The organism is Sphaerisporangium melleum, from assembly GCF_014646695.1.
In the GTDB taxonomy this organism is placed as follows: Bacteria; Actinomycetota; Actinomycetes; order Streptosporangiales; family Streptosporangiaceae; genus Sphaerisporangium; species Sphaerisporangium melleum.
Map to the genome: position 1 here is coordinate 21752 of NZ_BMNT01000059.1, position 17680 is coordinate 39431.

Annotated in this window: 10 protein-coding genes and 1 pseudogene; 9 read left to right on the forward strand and 2 right to left on the reverse strand. The window is 73.9% G+C overall.

Annotated features, from left to right (window positions below; genetic code table 11):
* Positions 1-6: 6 nt before the first annotated feature.
* Positions 7-2535 carry an FxSxx-COOH system tetratricopeptide repeat protein gene (fxsT, locus tag IEY93_RS34580; RefSeq protein ID WP_229691720.1) on the reverse strand — a complete coding sequence of 843 codons (2529 nt, stop codon included), beginning with the start codon at positions 2533-2535 and terminating at the stop codon, positions 7-9.
* A 183-nt stretch (positions 2536-2718) separates the two neighbouring features.
* On the opposite strand from fxsT, the gene IEY93_RS39470 reads away from it, so the two are divergent.
* The 4 genes from IEY93_RS39470 (at position 2719) to IEY93_RS34595 (ending at position 7333) form a co-directional block, all read left to right on the forward strand.
* Positions 2719-2853: a hypothetical protein gene (locus tag IEY93_RS39470; RefSeq protein WP_268241602.1), complete on the forward strand. Its 135-nt coding sequence runs from the start codon at positions 2719-2721 to the stop codon at positions 2851-2853.
* 92 nt (positions 2854-2945) lie between these two features.
* The gene (locus IEY93_RS34585; protein WP_189167390.1) at positions 2946-3848 is read left to right on the forward strand and encodes an SIR2 family NAD-dependent protein deacylase; all 903 of its coding nucleotides are present in this window, start codon (positions 2946-2948) and stop codon (positions 3846-3848) included.
* Positions 3849-3852: 4 nt separating this feature from the next.
* Positions 3853-5841: an nSTAND1 domain-containing NTPase gene (locus IEY93_RS34590; protein ID WP_189167391.1), complete on the forward strand. Its 1989-nt coding sequence runs from the start codon at positions 3853-3855 to the stop codon at positions 5839-5841.
* Positions 5842-6058: 217 nt separating this feature from the next.
* Entirely contained in the window at positions 6059-7333 is a 1275-nt protein-coding gene (locus IEY93_RS34595) for an MFS transporter (protein WP_189167392.1), read from the forward strand.
* Between the two features lie 21 nt (positions 7334-7354).
* On the opposite strand, the gene IEY93_RS34600 is transcribed toward IEY93_RS34595, so the two are convergent.
* Positions 7355-7768, reverse strand: a complete 414-nt coding sequence (locus IEY93_RS34600) for a hypothetical protein (protein WP_203968713.1) — start codon at positions 7766-7768, stop codon at positions 7355-7357.
* 276 nt (positions 7769-8044) lie between these two features.
* Here IEY93_RS34600 and IEY93_RS34605 point away from each other — a divergent pair, with 276 nt between their 5' ends.
* From IEY93_RS34605 to IEY93_RS34625, 5 genes and pseudogenes are all read left to right on the forward strand, one after another.
* Entirely contained in the window at positions 8045-9556 is a 1512-nt protein-coding gene (locus tag IEY93_RS34605; protein ID WP_189167393.1) for a HAMP domain-containing sensor histidine kinase, read from the forward strand.
* A gap of 135 nt (positions 9557-9691) precedes the next feature.
* A complete protein-coding gene (locus IEY93_RS34610; protein ID WP_189167394.1) occupies positions 9692-10117 on the forward strand; it encodes an ester cyclase in 426 nt (141 codons plus the stop codon).
* An 89-nt stretch (positions 10118-10206) separates the two neighbouring features.
* Positions 10207-10788, forward strand: coding sequence for a TlpA family protein disulfide reductase (locus IEY93_RS34615; RefSeq protein WP_189167395.1), 582 nt, complete (start codon positions 10207-10209; stop codon positions 10786-10788).
* A gap of 124 nt (positions 10789-10912) precedes the next feature.
* Positions 10913-11770, forward strand: coding sequence for a cytochrome c biogenesis CcdA family protein (locus tag IEY93_RS34620; RefSeq protein WP_203968712.1), 858 nt, complete (start codon positions 10913-10915; stop codon positions 11768-11770).
* A gap of 271 nt (positions 11771-12041) precedes the next feature.
* Positions 12042-17680: pseudogene (locus tag IEY93_RS34625) on the forward strand (hypothetical protein); the annotation flags it as partial.

Sequence of the window (17680 nt, forward strand, 5' to 3'; positions counted from 1 at the left end):
AGCCGGTCAGAGCATGGGCGGGTCGAAGTCCCAGTCGATGCGGTCGCCGCTCTGCGCCTGGGTGCGGTCGGGGTTGCCCGAGGGCATGGTGCGCTCGTACCGGGCGAAGGTGTCCTTGTGCAGGGCGTCGGCCTCGGCGTGGGCACCGTGCGCCCGGCGGTCCAGGACGAGGTTCACCGCGACGGCGAGCGACAGGAAGTGGTCCTCGCCGAAGAACGCGCGCGTGCGCTCCAGCACCCCCTCGCCGAGCTCGCAGGCCTCCCGCGTGCGGCCCTGCGCGGCGAGGTCGCCGGCCAGGTTGATGGCCGCGGTGAAGGTGTACTCGTGGTCCTCGCCCAGCCGCTCGGTCAGCCCCCGCAGAGCGATCTCGTCCAGCTCGCGGGCCCGCGGGGCGTCGCCGCGGTGCCGGTAGATCAGGGCGAGGTTGGTCGAGCAGCCGTGCGTGAAGGGGTGGCCGGGTCCGTAGACCCGTTCGTACCGCGCGGAGGTGTCGCGGGCGAGGGTGAAGGCCGCGGCGAAGTCGCCGAGGCGCCGCAGCGCGTTGGCCAGGGCCACCGCCGCCGACATGGTGAGCGGGTTGTCCCCGCCGAACAGCTTGTCGGCCCGTTCGTAGGCCTCGCGCGCGAGCTCCAGCGCGCCCTCCAGGTCGCCCGCGCGCCGGCGCGCGATGGAGAGGTCCTTGGCGGTCAGCACGGTGACCGGGTGCTCGACGCCGAGCTCGCGCCGCCCGTAGGAGTAGGCCTCCTCCCCCAGGTCGCACGCGGCGGTGTAGTCGCCCGACAGCCGGACCACCCGGGCCAGGCTGTTCCAGGAGTCCAGCATGTCGCGTTTGCCGACGCCGGTGTCGGCGCTGCTCTGCAGCAGGTAGGCCAGCTCGTGCAGCCGGCGCCCGGTGGTGTAGTCGCTGAGCAGCACGTAGTCGATCGCCAGGTTGTTGATCACGCGGAGCGTGGCGGGCGAGGTCTCGCCCATCACCCGCTCGTGGGCGGCCCGGGACAGGGCGTCCTGCTCACGAGCGGCGTGGAACTCGCCGGCGGCGCGCAGGTTGCCGCCGTAGCTGTTGGTGACCCGCAGCGTCTCCTCGTCGTCGGGCCCGAAGACCTCGCGCATCAGCGCCAGCGTCACCTCGTTGCTGGTGCGGGACGCCTCGTACTCGCCGAGCTGCCACAGGACGTTACCGAGATGCCGGCGCAGCCGCAGCACGTCGGGGTCGCGCGGCCCGGAGGCGGCGGTCCACCTGTCCAGGAAGTCGTCGGCGTAGGTCCTGGCCAGCTGGTAGTTCCCGATGTGGTACAGGTAGCGCACGATGTTGATCGCGAAGGCCCGCACGCGCGGGTCCCGCGACTCGGCCAGGCGCGAGGGCCCCACGTGCGGGACCAGGTCGGCGAAGCTGCGCCACTTGGTGGTGTCCTCGGGGTCGGCCGGGGCGCCCTCGGCCAGGAGCAGGTGCACCTCACGCCGGAACTCCTGGCGCTGGGGCTCGTCCAGGCTGTCACGCACCAGCGCCTGGATCAGCCGGTGGACCTGGACGGTGCCGGCGTCGGAGTCGACGCCCACCAGGGCGAAGCGGCCGAGCTCGGCGAGCGCCCGGCTCAGCAGGATGGTGTCCGACAGGATGTGGCGCATGTGGTCGATGTCGGCGGTGCGGTTGCCCCGCCGGAAAAGGTCGCGGGGGATCGGGTCGGGGCCGAAGAAGGCGCAGCACCGCAGCATCTCGGCGGCCTCGGGAACGCGGTCTTCGACCTGGCGCACCGACAGCTGCCAGGCTCCGGTGACCGAAAGCGGGTATTCGGTGGCCTTGCCCTGCTTGAGCAGGTTGCGGGTCTCGGCGGCCAGCCGCTCGATGTACTCGTCGACCGAGATGCCGCTCTGGAGCTGGAAGGCCGCCGCCTGGTCCAGGGCGAGCGGCAGGTCGCCGAGCTCGTCGGCCAGCCGGTCGGCGCCGGCGGGGTCGACGTTGCGCATGAGGCGCTTGCTGAGGAAGGCCAGGCTCTCCTCGCGGGTGAAGACGTTGACCGAGACGGTCTCGGCCGCCGCGCTCCAGCCGTTGTTGCGCGAGGTGATCAGCACGTGGCCCGGCCCGCCGTGCGGGATGAAGTCCATGATGCCTTCGGGCTGGTCGGCGTTGTCGAACACCAGCAGCCAGTTGGCGTACGGCTCGCCGCGCTGCAGGGCCTCGCGCACGGAGGCCGCGGCCTCCTCGGTGCCGACGACGCCGCCCGCGGGCAGCCCGAGCCGTGGCGCGAGGGCCGCGAGCGCGCCCCTGACCAGGTCGACCTGGTCGGCGGGGATCCAGGAGACCAGGTCGTAGGCACCACGGAAGCGCCAGAGGTACTCGACGGCGAGCTGGGTCTTGCCCACGCCGCCCTGGCCGTGCAGCGCCTGGGGGAGCACCGCCGCCCGGGTGGAGGTCCTCAGGCTGCGGCGCACCTCGGTGAGCAGGGCGTCCCGGCCGGTGAAGTTCTTGTTGCGCGCCGGAATGCGGTCGCCCCACACGGCCGGCACGCGATCTGGGATCTGCTCGGGATTCAGCATGTTCACCGGGGGCCTCCGCCGCGTCGAAAGCACGTGTCTCCAGCTTATGCTTGATACAAGCCATTTCGCGCAGCAGAATCAATAGAGCGGTACGCGTTCTCCGGCAAACCCTGGCGCTAAACGTAATTACGGACGTCCATAACGGTCACTGCGAGGTCGGATCGGAGCGGAATGAACGACGAATTGGGTATCATCGATGTCCCCGGCTACAGCTTCGAGGAACTGAAATCCGTGCCCAACGAGCGGCTGCGGCGCGCGCTGTCGCGGATCTCCGAGGCCCCGGAGGTGGCCTCGTTCACCTTCCAGTCCTCCCTCTGATCGGCTCGGCGCCGGCCTCGGGCACCGCCAGGTGACCGCCCGCGGCGACGACACGGTCATGGGAAGCGTCCCATGGTCCGGCAGGAGTTCACGTGAGCAGTGTCCGGGCCGGCCGGCTCAGTGACGACGACTGGGATCGCCTCATCGATCAGTTGAGGCAGGGCGACTGCGCTCCCTTTCTCGGTGCCGGGGCCTGCAGCAAGGTCCTGCCCACCGGAGGGGAACTCAGCCGCCGGCTGGCGGAGAAATACCGTTATCCCTTCGCCGACCGCGGCGATCTCGCGCGGGTCACCCAGTACATGACCATGCGGTTCGGTGACGACGCGATCTATGTCAAGTCCCTGGTCCGCCGGGAGCTTCTGGAGATGTCCGGCGGGACGCCCGATTTCTCCGATCCGTTCGAACCGCACGCGGTGCTCGCCGATTTTCCCATACCGGTCTTTCTCACCACGAACTATGACGACTTCCTGGTGCAGGCGCTGAAACACGCCGGCAAGGACCCGCAGCACGCCATATGCCCGTGGAACAGCGGCATAGATCCGAACAACGGCCCGTTCTCCAGCTCCACCGGGTGGAACCCGCGGCCGGAGACCCCGCTGGTGTACCACCTGCACGGCACGCTGGAGCACCCGCAGTCGATCGTGGTCACCGAGGACGACTACCTGGAGTTCGTCACCGGCCTGGCCGCCGACCGGAGCATCCTGCGGCCCTCCATCCAGGCGGCGCTCACCACCAAACCGCTGCTGTTCATCGGCTACGGACTGCGCGACGCGACCTTCCGCCAGCTCTTCAAGGGCCTGCTCAGCGCGGTCCCCGAGATCAACAGGCGGGCGCATGTCAGCGTGCAGCGCCGGCCGCGCGAGGACGGCATCGGCCCGGAGGTCGAGCAGTCCACCATGGACTACCTCTCCAGCTTCTACCGCAGATGGCGGATATCCATCTACTGGGGGACCCTCGACGAGTTCATGACCGAACTGCGGCACCGGATGGGATAGGGCGATGGACAGCAGCGGCACAGCGCACCGGGCGAAGGAGCCGTACGTCGGCCCGCGGTCGTTCACCCGCCGGGAGAGCCATCTCTTCTTCGGCAGGGACCGCGAGAGACACGAGCTGGTGGACCTGTGGCAGGCCAACCGGCTGACCATCCTGTCCGGGCCCGCGGGAGTGGGCAAGTCGTCCCTGCTGGAGGCGGGGGTGCTGCCGCTGCTGGACCCGGGCAAGACCGCGGTGCTGCCCACGGGAGGGGTGACGCGCCGCAGGACGATCCCGGTGGCGGTCCTCTCCCCCGGCGCCAACCCGCACGTCTTCGCGCTGCTGACCTCCTGGGCGCCGTTCAGCCCGCCCGCACAGCTGGCCGAGACGACCATCGCCGACTTCCTGCGGCACCTGCCGGCCAGGACCGACCCCTACGGCGACCCGCTGCTCACCATGCTCGCCATCGACCACCTGGAGAACCTCTTCGCCGACCTCGCCTGGCGGGAGCCGCACTCGGAGGCCTTCCTCGGCGAGCTCGTCGCCGCGCTCGAGGCCAGCCCGCACGCCCGCCTGCTGATCGTGGTCAGCGACGATCACCTGCCGTCCATCCTGAGCTACGGCGAGCTGGCCGCCATGGCCAAGGCGCGCTTCCCGCTCGCGGCGCTCGGCGTGCGGGCCGCGCTGAGCGCCTGCCGGCGGCCGTTGCAGGGCGCCGGGCGATCGTTCGCGCCGGGCGCCGCCGAGGAGCTGGTGGACGACCTGCGCCGGGTGCGGCTCGGCGGTCCGGGCGAGGAGGTCACCCTCGTGCGCGACACCGTCGAGCCGGTGCACCTGCAGCTCGCATGCGCCGGCCTGTGGCGGTCCCTGCCGGACGATCACACCGTCGTCACCGGGCAGGACGTGCGTGCCGCGAGCCCGGACCGGGCGCTCACCGAGTTCTGCGACCACGTGCTGCGGGAGGTCGCCCGCGACCACTTCCACGGCGAGACCGAGAAGCTCCGCCTGCGCCTGCGGCAGGTCTTCCTCGACGACGCGCGGACGCCGAGGCGGGTGCAGCGCGGCGTCACCGAGACCTCGGGGCTGCCGGACGCCGTGGTGCGCACGCTCGCCGACCGGCACATCCTGCGCCTCGGCCCCGGCGGGCGGGTGCGGCTCGCCTCCGACCGCCTGGCCGGCCCGCTGCTGCGCAACGGCCCGGCCGGCCACGACGCCGAGCGGCCCGGCCCCGCCGCACTCCTGCACGTCGCTGACCTGGCGCTGAGCGAGGGACGCCTGGACGGCGCGGTCAAGCACGCCGAGGAGGCGCTGCGCCACGCCGGGGGCGACGCGCGCCTCCAGGCGGAGATCGAGGTGTTCCTCGGCGACGTGCACTACCTGGGCGACCGGGTGGCCGAGGCGATCACGCACTACCGCCTCGCCGTCCGGCACCTGGCGTCGCTGCGCGGCACCGACGGCGCCATCGCCACCCTGTTCGCCGCCCTCGCCCAGGCGCAGCTCCGCAGAGGTGACCTGGCCGCCGCGCTGACGGAGCTGCGTTCGGCGATCACCCGCAACCCCGGCGACCTCGGCGTGCGCGTCAAGCTGGCCTGGGCGCTGTGGCAGGGCGGCCGGCCGCAGGCCGCGCTGGACGCGATCGACGAGGCGATCGACCTGGGCGGTGATGTGTCGGCGGCGATCAGAGCCCGGGGGGAGATGCGCGCGGACCTCGGCGCGGCGGCCCCGGCGCTGCGCGATCTGGAACGTACCCTCCCGCACCACTCCCCCGCCGCGCGGGCGGCGTACGCCCTGGCGCTGGCGCTGAACGACGAGGTCGCCGCCGCCGGTCGCGCCGTGCCGCCGGTCGAGGAGGAACGGGACGCGTCGGTGCTGCTGCGGGTCGCGCGGGTGATGAGCCTGACCGGACGGGAGCAGGAGGCGGCGCAGCTCGCCGGACGTGCCCGGCTGCCCGGCGGGCGACCGCCGCTGCCCGCTCATCTGACCGGCGTGGCGGAGCGCTTAACAACCCTCGGTTGATTCGATCAAAGCATGGCAACCGGCCCTCATTGATCACTAAGTTCTTCCCATGCCGTCACGGAATCGGCGCTCGCCCGCGAGCCACGACAGGGAAACCGGGTTACGTTACTCGACATCGATGACCGTACGGCGGAAGACCGAGGCGTGAGCGCAGGTGCCGGAGACGCGTTCGCGCAGCAGCACGCGGTGGCTGGTCTGGACATGGGTCTCGTGCGCGATGTCCATGCTCGGGAACCGCACCCTCGGCGTGACCTACCCCCTGCTCGCGCTGTCCCTCACCGGGTCGCCCTTCGACGTCGGCTGGGCCGGGTTCGGGCTGACGCTGCCCACCCTGGTCGTCTACCTTCCGGCCGGGGTCATCGTGGACCGGTTCCCGCCCCGGCTGATCATGCTGGCCTGCCAGGCCGTGCGCGGCCTGGCCGCCCTGACCGTGTCGGCGCTGCTGGCCCTCGGGGAGCTGCGGATGGCCTACCTCATGGTGGGCGCCATCGCCGAGGGCACCATGTGGGTGCTGTACACCGTCGCCGAGACCGCCCTGATCCAGTCACTGGCCTCCGGGAAGACCTTCGCCCGTGCCGCCTCGGCCAGTGAGAGCGCGACGCACCTGGCCGTCATGGCCGGACGCCCCCTCGGCGGCCTGCTGTTCGGGCTCGACCGCGCGGTCGCCTTCGCCGGCGACGCGGCGCTGTTTCTGGCCTCGTTCCTCTCGCTGCTGGCGATACCCGACGCCGGGCGACCACCCGGCACCGCTTCCGGGGCGGATCGCGGCGTCGGCCGGCTGACGCCGCGATCTCTTTACCGGGAGGTCAGCGAAGGGGTGACCGCCCTGTGGGGCAACCGCTTCCTGCGTGAGGCGGTCGCGGTCACCGCCGTGACCAACCTGATGGTCAACACCGTCATCACCGTCTTCCTGGCCGGGTCGGCGGACATCTCACCGGCGCAGGTGGGCCTCGCCCTGGCGATGGGCGGGCTCGGCGGGTCGATCGGCTCGGTGGGCGCGCCGTGGCTCTTCCGCCGCCTGCCCTCGCTGCGCAGCACCCCGACCCTGTTCCTGCAGGTGTGGATCTGGTGCCTCGCCCTGGCCGTCGCCGCCGTCCTGCGGCCCCCGTACTCGTTCGCGCTGGCCGTCCTGCTCACCGGGATCACCGGTTCGCTGGGGAACGTGGCCATCCGGCTGGAGGAGCTCGGCAAGATCCCCGGCGACCGCATCGCCCGCGCCATGAGCGCGCACCGGCTCGTCGTCCACGGGGTGGTGTGCCTGGCGGCGCCGGTCGGCGGCGTCCTGGTCGCGCGGCTCGGCGTCGCCGACGGCATGGTCTTCCTGGTGGCGGTCATGCTGGCCTTCGCCCTGCTGTTCACCGCGCGCTGGTGGGCGCGGGGCCGCCGGGGGCGCGGCGGCGCCACCGCGCCCCGGCGGCTCCGGCCCCGCCTGCTCACCTCGCTGGTGGCCGGGCTGCACGAGGACGAGGTGTCCCCGATCACCCGTAAGTGAACGAGCGCGAACCCGCGCGGGTCACCGGCCACCGGTGAAGTACCGGGCGGGGATGAACAGCTCGTGCCCGGTGTCGAAGCTCACCCGCACTCCGGCGGTGGTCCACTCGGCCGCCGTGACCGAGCGGGCGGAGGTCTCGATGTCGACCCGGTGGCCGTAGGAGAGCCCGGGATCGCGGCCGACGACGATCTGGTGCGACTCCCCGGCAAGGGAGCTGCGGCGGACCAGGGCCAGCACATGCGGCGAACCGTCGTCGTACGCCACGGTGGCCGGCTGGTCGCCGCGGTAGACCACCTCCGTCCGCGGCCACCGGGCCGCGACGGTCAGCGCCACCCCCAGCGCGATGCCGAGAACGACCAGCCCCAGGCTCCTCAGCCGGGCGGATCGGCCCCTGCGGGCCGGCGGCGGTGCTTCCACGGCCAGGGACGAGGTCATGCGCGGCCTCCGTAGGTTCGGCTCCTCGGTTTCGTCTGTCTCTTGGTCGCTCGCGCACGGGGAAAAGTTCGCGGGCGGCGGCGCCTGTTCCGCGCACGGGTACCCTTGCGCCCCTCCTCGCCGGCGTCCGCGATGAAAGCGAAGGTCTGCCGCAGGTAATGCGTTTGTCAGGTTCGGGTGGGCGAATGGGTTCCTCATTGCCTGGCGCCGCATCTGACGGCTAACGTCGGGACCGTCCTGACCTGTACTTTTACCAACCTTGAAAGGAGGGTCAGCGTGCGAGCCGGCCTGCCGTCGTCGTTGCTTCCCGCGTCGGTGCGGGCACGCTCGACCCTGATCATCAGTGGGATCTGCCTGATCTTCCTGACCATCATCGGCGTCGGCATGGACTTTCTGGTCATGGACCGGATCCAGGCGCACGACATGCGGGACGCCCAGCGGGCCGCCGCCAACTGGATCGGATCGATAGAGCCGGGCGTGATACCGCGGCCGAAGCCGGAGGGGCGTGCCGACTTCTTCCAGCTCGTCGACGCGCGCGGCCGGGTGGTGGCGGCGAGCGGCGCGGCCGCCGGCCGGCGGCCGCTGGGCCCCCAGCGGCCGCCGGTCGACAACCGCATCCAGGAGGGCGCGACGTGCCAGGCCCCCGGCCGGTGCGTGCTGTACACCGTCATCCGGATCCCCCCGTTCGAGACCCGCGAGATCTGGGGCGGTGAGCCGCACTACGTCTTCGCCGGAGCGGAGCAGCCGTGGCTCCTGGACGCCCACCACCTGGAGCTGGTCACCGCCGCCGGAATCCTGCTGGCCACCGGGCTGAGCGCCTGGGGTTGCTGGTGGGCGGGGGGCCGCACCCTGCGCCCGGTGGCGGCGATCCGCGCCACGATGGCGGAGATCACGGTGAGCGATCTGAGCCTGCGGGTGCCCGAACCGCCCGGCCGGACCGAGTACGCACTGCTCGCCCGCACCGCCAACCAGACGCTGGCCCGGCTGGAGGAGGCGGTCAAGCAGCAGCGGCGGTTCGCCTCCACCACCTCGCACGAGCTGCGCACCCCGCTCACCGCCCTGCGCGCCCGGCTGGAGGAGGCGGTGCGCTATCCCGGCGACGTCGATCCACGCGAGACCGTCCGGGACGCGCTGACGCTCACCGAGCGGCTGCACACGATCGTCGACGACCTGCTGGTGCTGGCCCGCCTGCGCTCGGGAACCCCGGCCGAGCACGAACCGGCCGACCTCGGCGGGCTGGCCCGCGACGCCATCGCGTCCCTGCCGGACGGCGCGCCGATCTCCGTCCGCGCCGAACACGGAGTCGTCGTGCTCGGCAACCCGGTCCAGCTCGTCCGCGTGCTGGACAACCTCCTGGCCAACGCCCGGCGGCACGCCCACAGCGCGGTGGAGGTCGCCATCGGGCGGGTGGACGGCCAGGCCGTGGTCACCGTGACCGACGACGGCGACGGCGTCGCGCCCCAGGACCGGGAACGGATCTTCGGGCGGTTCGTCCGCCTGGAGGACGGGCGCCGGCGCGAGCCCGGCGGCAGCGGGCTGGGCCTGGCCATCTCCCGGGACATCGCCCACGCCCACGGGGGGACCCTTCGCGTGGAGGACTCGCCACGCGGTGCGCGGTTCGTCCTGCGCCTGCCGCTGATGGCCGCCGCCGAGCCGCTCACCGGCCAGATCGGGTCCGCTCCCCTCTCCCCCGCCGCTCCGGCCGAGTCCGCCGCCCCCTCCACCGGCATCCCTCGCGGTGCCGCCGGCTTCGCCGCCAATGCGCGGATGACCGCATGGCGTCACTGACCGGGGCTCACCGTCCGGCGGGTCCCGCCCGCCCCGTTCCCCTTTCTCTTCCCTCGCCTGCGCCGGCACGAGTCCGCCCCCGCCGTCCCCACGCGGAGGCCGCCGCCCGCCCGAGCCCCCGTAAGGAGCCGCCCCATGCCGGATGACCCCTCCGTCGACGACCAGCTCATCAACGCCGTCAACGCCCGCGACCTGGCCGCCGCGACCCGCCTGTTCGGCCCGCGCGCCACCTACGTCTGCCCCGGTGGCGTCGCCGAAGGGCGCGAGGAGATCGGGTCCTATTTCGCGATCTACTACGACGCGTTCGCCGACCTCACCGTCACGGCGCACGAGAAGAGCGCGTGCGGCGATCTGGTGACACTGGAATGGACGCTGACCGGCACGCACACCGGCCCTCTGCTCCTGCCTGGCGGTGATCTCGCCGCTCCCACCGGCCGGCGGATCGCGGTCCGCGGCTGCCACGTGCGCACGATGGACGCCGGCATGATCGCCACCCTGCGGGTCTACTACGACCAGCTGGAGCTGCTCACCCAGCTCGGCATCTCCTGCCTCCCCGTCTGACCGCCCGCGCCGCTTCCCGGTGCCCGCGGCCGCCGCCCGTCACGGCCTTGTAAGAAGTGGCGGCGGGAAACGCTTCTAGGCTGAGCCGCGTGATCATATCGCGAGGAGCGGCCGCGCTGGCAGCGGCGACGGCCTTACTGGTCGCCGGATGCGCCGGCGGCGGATGGGACGAGGCGGCGAACCCGGCGCGCGGCGACGCGCCGCTGTCGGCCCCGGTGACGCCCGCGGCGACGCCGACACCGGGAGCCCGCACACCGGCGGCGGTGCCCGCCGCCCTGGACTTCTCGGCCAGGACGCTCGACGGCCAGGAGTTCCGCGGGACGAGCCTCGCGGGCCGGCCGGTGGTGTTCTGGTTCTGGGCCCCGTGGTGTCCCAAGTGCCGGTCGGAGGCGCCCGCGGTACGGGCCATCTCGGCCCGGCACACCGGCGTCGCGTTCGTCGGGGTGGCGGGGCTGGACACCGAGGCGGCGATGAAGGAGTTCGTCCAGCGCACCGGCACCGGCGGCATCGTCCAGCTCTCCGACACCAAGGGCGCCGTGTGGACGAAGCTGGGCGTCACCGAACAGTCCACGTTCGTGTTCATGGCGCCGGACGGCTCGACGACCAAGGCCTCCGGTCCGCTCGACCGGGATGCGCTGGACGGCCACGTCCGCGCGCTCCTGGCGGGATAGCCGCCGTGCCCGCCCACCGCTCCCGGACACGCGCGCCCCTTGAGTGCGGCCCCCGCATCCGGCCTGCGAGGGCCATGGCCGCCCTCCGGCCCACCCTGCCCGCATCCTGCGCGCGAGCGCCGCGGTGAGCGGCGGCGAGCTGCCGCTGGCCCTAGCCTTCACCGCGGGGACGGTGGCCGCGATCAACCCCTGCGGATTCGCCATGCTGCCGGCCTATCTCACCCTGCTGCTGGCCGGCGACGGGGTGGACCGGCGCGGGCCGCTCGTCCGGGCCCTCGTGCTGGCGGCGGCGATGACGGCCGGGTTCGTCACCGTCTTCGGCGGCTTCGGCGTCGCCATCTCGGCCCTCGCCGTGACCGCGGGCCGCTACCTGCCGTGGGCGACGCTGGTCGTCGGCGCGCTGCTGGCCGGCCTCGGCGCGTGGACGCTGAGCGGACGAGAACTGCTGCTCCGCGTCTCCGGCCCGGCCACCGGCCGCCCCTCCACCGCACCACTGTCGCTTTACGGGTACGGCCTCTCCTACGCGGTGGCCTCCCTGTCGTGCACGGTGGGGCCGTTCCTCGCGGTCACCTCGGCGTCGGTGTCCGGCGGAGGGGTGCTCGGCGGGGCGGCGGCCTTCGTGGCGTACGCCCTCGGCATGGGGCTGGTCGTCGCCGTGCTGTCGCTGGCCGTGGCCCTGGCCCGCGCCACCGTGGTCGCGCGGCTGCGCCGGCTGCTGCCGTACGTCTCGCGCGCCGGCGGCGCCCTGCTCGTCCTGGCCGGCGTGTACGTCCTGTACTACGGCTGGTACGAGCTGCGGGTGCTGGGCGGGGCGGAGGCCGACGATCCGGTCGTCGGGGCGGTGACCAGGGTGCAGGGCCTGATCTCCGGCGCCCTGGCGTCGGTGGCCGCCGGCTGGGCGCTCCTCGCCCTGATCGTGCTGTCCTGCGCCGCGTTCGCCGTATGGGCGCTGTGGCGGCGCCCGCGGCGGGTCAAACCGTAACGCCGTCGACGCCCGCGATCCGGCCGCCCCGATCAGCCTGCTCGGCCCGCCCGCCACCCATGGCACGAGGCGATCGGGCCCTATGTCCGGCCACCCGCGCCGCTTCCCGGCGGCCCACGGCCGCCGGGTGGTTTAATGACGCGGTCGCGGGGAGGGCGGATTATTGATCGGCACAGGCGACTTATGGCTTATATCCAAATTCATCGGATTTCGTAGCTGGGATGAGCTGGACGCGTTCACCGCGGATCACGCGGCGCGATTCCACGATGCCGTGCCATACCGGCTCACCCTCATCGCCGAGCACGCGCGCGGGCAGGGCGACACGGCCGCCGCGGCGGACATCGAGCGGCGGCTCGCCGCCCTGGGGCAGGCCGGTCCGTCGGATCTCCCCGGTGCCGGTGGCCCGGGAGGTGCCGCAGGCCACGGCGCCCCGGCAGGTCCCACTGATCCCGCGGCCCGCGGCGATGACGGCGGGCCGGCCGAACGCGGTGACCTCGCCGACCTGACCGCCTACCGGCCGCTGGCGCTCGCGTACGACGTGCTGGACGCGCCGAGCTGGGAGGCGGTCCTGGAGCTGGGCGCTTCGCCCGCCGAAGTGGCGGCGGGCGACCTGGACGCGGCGCTCGCGTCGGTCGAGGCGGGCGCCCTGCGGGCGGGGGACGACGACACCGCCGACGCGGCCCGGCGGCACCGGGCCGTACTGGAACGCGCGCGGACCGCGGGCACGGCCACCGCCCTGGCCGAGGCGGCCGCCACCCCCTCGCTTCGCGAGCCGAAGGACCTGCCCGCGTGGATCGAGGTTCTCGGCCACCTCACCGGGGTCGCCGACGAGGACGTGCCGGAGGTCGTCGCGGCGCGGCCCGCGCTGCTCAGCGCCGACGGGGACGCCCTCATGCGCAGGCTGTTCACCACATTGGTGGCCGAGCAGGCCCACGCGCCGGCGCTGCTGCTGGAGGAACGGCGGCTGAGGCTGGAGCGGATGCGGCGGCCGGGCGGCCCGGACGGCCCCGCCGCGGACGGCGCCCTCCCGGTCCGGGAGCTGATGGCCTTCGCCGAGGAGTCGCTGGCCCGGTTCGACACCTCCGGCGACCAGCGCGCACTGGAGAGGTCACTCGTCCTGCTGCTGTCCGCGTTCCGCCACCTGTACCGGGAAGGGCTGCGGCCGCCGGAGGACGACGGCGCCGCCGGTCACCGTGCGAGCACGGAGAACACCGGGAACGCCGCCGAGGGCGACGCGCCGGCCTGGCCGGTGACGAGCCGCATCGCCTCGGCCTTCCGCCGGCGCTGGCGGATCAGCGGCGATCTTTCCGACCTGCGACTGGCGGTCGGCCTGCACTGGGCCGCGCTGGACTCCGCCGCGGGGGAGACCTCCGCGCAGACGCGTGCGCCGCTCCTCGCCGAGCTGATCGACGCGCTCACGCCGTGGATCAACGTCACCGGGGACCGGTCGCTGATCCCGTCGCTGGTCACCCTGTCGGAGGAACTCCTCCGGCTCCGCGACCACCCCACCCGTGAGCGGGCCGACGCGCTGGTGAACCTGGTGGGGAGCCTGCTCGCGCTGTTCGGCGACGTCGGGGACCCCGCGCTGGTCGAGCGCGGCCTGTCCCTGTGCCGTGAGGCGCTGTCGCTGCCGGGGAACCGGCCGGGCTTCCGGCTCACCCTGCAGGTGCAACTGGTCACGGCACTGGCCTACCGCTACCAGCTCACCAGGCGGGACGACGGGCTGGACGAGGCCATCGGCGAAGTGCTGGCCACCGTCGAGAACGCGCCGGAAGACGACGGGAACGCCGGTGGGTACGCCGCGGCGCTGGGCGCGTCGCTGATCCAGGTGTTCACCGCGACCGCCCGGCTCGGCCTGGCCGACGCCGCGGTCCGGCTGCTCGAACTGGCCACCGCGCGGCTCGCCCCGGCGCCGCCGGTCAGCGTGCTCACCGACCTGTCGACGGCGCTGCTGCAGCGGCACCAGCTCACCGGCGACCCCGGCGACCTCGACCGCGCCCTGGACGCGGGACGGCTGGCGGTGCGGCAGGCCGACCGGCGCGACCCGCGGGCGGGCGGCGTGCTCATGGCGCTGGGCAACGCGCTGTGCCTGCGATATCGGCAGCGCAAGGACCAGACCGACCTGGACGAGGCCGTGGGGACGCTCGGCTCGGCGGCCGAGCTGTCCGGCGGGGCCCAGCGCCTCACCGTCCTGGCCAACCTCGGCATGGCACTGATCGACCGCTACCAGAGCGGCCGGGAGATCGCCGACCTGGAACGGGCCATCTCGGTGCTGGATGAGGCGGTCAGCGGCAGCGAGCCCGGCGAGCCGAACCGGCTGCGCCGGATCGGCAGCCTGGCCGGGGCGCTGCGGCTGCGCTCGCGCCGGGCCGAGGGGACGGCCGCCGACCTCGACCGGGCGGTGGCCATGCTGGAGGAGGCCCTCGCCACCGCCCCCGGCGGGCACCCCGGCCTGCCGTTCGTCTGGTCGGCGCTCGGCCTGGCCCTGTGGAGCAGGTTCCACCGCGACCACGACGCCGGGGACGTCCGGCGGGCCGAGCGGCTGATGCGCGCGACGCTCCAGGCGATGCCGGGGACGTCCTCGCTGCTGGAGGAGCTGCTGTGGGACTACCTGCTGGTCGCGCGCGACCTGGCCGCGTACGACCGCACGTCCGCCGGCCTGCCCACCGGCGACCTGGACGCCCGGGTGAAGCAGACGCACCGGCGGCTGCTGGGCCTCGTGCGCGCCGGCGCCGATCCGGACGCGCTCCTGGACGAGCCGGCCGCCGACTGGCGGCGACCGGGCGCCTCGTCCGCGGGGACGCCCGGGCCCGTCGCGGCCGGAGCGAGCGATCCTGCCGGAGAAGACGGCCCGGACATAACGGACCGGTACGACGGAATGAACGGGCCCATCGGGCAGACCGGACCCGACGAGGACGGCACACCCGGCGAGCCCGACCGGTTCGAGGGCCTGCCGGACAGCTTCAGGCTGCTGGCGGTCGAGGAGGCCGGCCGGAACCTCACCATCCCGGAGGCGCTCTGGTCGCTGATGAGCCGGCTGGAGGAGGGGTGGCTGAGCGAGGAGCAGAGTGAGAGCGCGGTCGTCGCGGACGCGGAGGTCTGGGGCAGGGTGCTCGCGCATCCCGCGTTCGACCGCATCGAGGAGCGCGGGCGGCGGGCCCTGCTGCTGCGCGCGATCGTGACGCTGTACTTCGCCTACCAGGCGGAGGAGAGCCTGCGCGGCCTGGACCGGGTGCTCGCCGCCTTCCATCGGCTCGTGGCGCTGCTGCCCGAGGACCATCCGTGGCACCCGATCGTGCTCGTCGACATCGCCCGCATGCAGGCCACCCGGTACCTCCACACGGCCGACGTGCGCGACCTGGACGCGCCGTTCGGCCTGCTCGCCGGCCTGGCCGCGCGCCTGCCGGCGGCCGCCCCTCGGCGGATGACCTGCCTGGAGCACCTGGCGGGCCTGCTCGGCCGGTACCCCGACGCGGCCAGGCGCACCGAGTCGCAGGCCCGCCGGCTCCACCTGGTGAACCGGCTGTTCGACGAGCGGCCATCCGACGCCGATCCGCCTGCGGTGACCCGGGTCCTGTACGCGCTCATCCGGGGGCACATGGAGCTCGGCCAGGAGCCCGGCCACGAGATCGAGGCGCTGAGCCGGGCCGCCGACCTCGCCGACCTGCTCCCCGGCGGCCCGGCGACGGACCGGGAAGATCCGGAGGAGCCGTCGCTGGCCGAAATGCTCCGCGCGCACGTCGCCGGCCTGGCCGGGGCCGAGGGCGAGCGCATCGAGACCGACCTCGGCGAGCTGACCGACGTGGCCCGGCGGCTGGACCCCGAGGCGGGCGCGGAGCGCGTCCGCCGGCTGCGCCTGGCCTCCCGTCAGCTGTCGCTCGCCGCCGATCCCGGCACCTGGTTCGTGGTGCGCGCCGCGCTCGTCGCGGACCTGTCGCGCACACTGTCGGGCGAGCGCGCGGCCAACATCGAGGAGGCCATCGCCCTGGCCAGGGAGGCGCTGGCCGAGGCCGAGGTGCACGGCGACCCGGACACCACGGCGGTGTTCTGCACGCTTCTGGCCGAGCTGTATCCGGATCGGGTGCGCGGCGTCCGGGCCGACAACGTCGACCAGGCCCTGTCCTTCGCCCGCCGCGTCGCCGAAGAGCCGGCCCCGGGCTCGCCCACCTGGATCCGGGGGCAGCGGCAGACCGCGTACATCCTGACCCGGCGGATCAACGGCGACCACCGGGCCGACCTGGAGGAGGCGCTGGACCGCTGCCTGCGGGCCGCCGCCGTGACCGACCGCGAGAGCAGGCCCGGTGAGTGGGCGGGCGTGCGGTTCACGCTGGGCACGGTCTACACCGGCCGGGTCGCCGGACAGCGCGCGCAGAACCTCGAACGCGCCATCGCCGCCTTCGAGGAGGCTCTCGGCGTACTGACCCTGGAGGACGACACGCACGACTGGGCGAACACCCACCACAACCTCGCCGGCGCCTACGCCGACCGCCTGCTCGGCGACCGAGAGGACAACCTTCGCAAGGCGGCCGAGCACTACCACCAGGAGCTGCGGTTCTTCGACCGGGCGGGCTGGCCGGGTGACTGGGCGCTGGCCCAGCTCGGCCTCGGCGACGTCTACAGCCAGTCCCGCCGGCCGGCCCCGGCGGAGACGATGCGGCTCGCGGTCGCCGCCTTCGAGGACGCGCTCACCGTGTTCACCAGGGACGGCGACCCGAGCCGCTGGGCCGAGGCGCACAACTCCCTCGGGCTGCTGCTCATCGACGCCGACGCCGTCGGCGGCCGCGTCCGGGAACCGCGGCGCGCGCTGGAGTGCTTCCAGGCCGCGCTGGAGGTGTTCACCCCCGAGGCCGACCCGTACCGCCGGGCCCGGGTGCTGATGAACATGGCCGGTCCGCTGATCATCCTCGCCGAGGAGGAGGCCGGCCACCCGGCCGCGGCACTCGGCCACCTGCGGTCGGCCATGGCGTACGCCCAGGAGGCGGCGGCGGCCTTCGACCGGGACGTGCACCCTCTGGACTGGGCGCGCGCGCAGGCCGCCGTCGCCGAGTGCGCGCGGCGTCACGCCGAGCTGCGCCGGCGAGCGGACGTACAGGACGCCGTGCCGGTCATGGAAGACGCGCGGGACACGGCGCGGGCGATGGAGGACGCGCTGGAGGTGTTCCGGGTCAACGGCCTGCTCCGGGAGACGTGGAACCTGGCGGGCGCCCTGGCCGAGCATCACGCGGCCCGGGGCGCGTGGGGACGGGCCGCCACGGCCTACCGCGCCGGCGCGGCGGCCGCCGAGGCCCAGTACCAGGCGTCCCTGCTGCGCGAGTCGCGCGACCTGACGCTGGCGTCCATCCGCCCGCTCGTCGAGATCGGCGTGGCGGCACTGGCCAGGGCCGGGGACCGGGACGGCGCGCTGGTCGCGGTCGAGCGGGCGCGGGCCCGCTGGCTGGGCGAGGCGCTGGCCCGCGACCGCGTCGACCTCGACCGGCTGGCGCGGGATCACCCCGAACTGGCGGACGCCTACCGCGCCGCCTCGCACGCGGTGCTGTCGCTGGAGTCGGCCGAACGCGCACCGGCTCGGGCCGAAGGCGATGATGAGCCGGCCCTCCCCATCGCGCGTGAGGCGGACCCGGCCACGGCCCCCACCACTCCTCCCATCGGCCCGCCGAAGGCGTACCCGCCCGGCGAACCGGACGCCCAGCACTTGCCGCACGAACCGAGCGCCCCAGGACGGGAGAGCCGTCCAGACGGGCAGAGGGAGCCCGGCGAACCAGGCGGACCAGACGGATCGGACGAGCTGAGTGAACCGGCCATGCCGGACGGGCGAAGCGAACCGGACAGCCTCGGCGAGCCGGGCGGTCCGGGCGAGCCGGGCGGTCCGGGCGAGCCGGGCGGTCCGGGCGAGCCGGGCGGTCCGGGCGA

Bases quoted from the DNA above. Each gene is read 5' to 3' on its own strand.
- fxsT (WP_229691720.1), bottom strand. From the start codon at position 2,535: ATGCTGAATCCCGAGCAGATCCCAGATCGCGTGCCGGCCGTGTGGGGC.
- IEY93_RS34595 (WP_189167392.1), top strand. From the start codon at position 6,059: ATGTCCATGCTCGGGAACCGCACCCTCGGCGTGACCTACCCCCTGCTC.
- IEY93_RS34600 (WP_203968713.1), bottom strand. From the start codon at position 7,768: ATGACCTCGTCCCTGGCCGTGGAAGCACCGCCGCCGGCCCGCAGGGGC.
- IEY93_RS34610 (WP_189167394.1), top strand. From the start codon at position 9,692: ATGCCGGATGACCCCTCCGTCGACGACCAGCTCATCAACGCCGTCAAC.
- IEY93_RS34590 (WP_189167391.1), top strand. From the start codon at position 3,853: ATGGACAGCAGCGGCACAGCGCACCGGGCGAAGGAGCCGTACGTCGGC.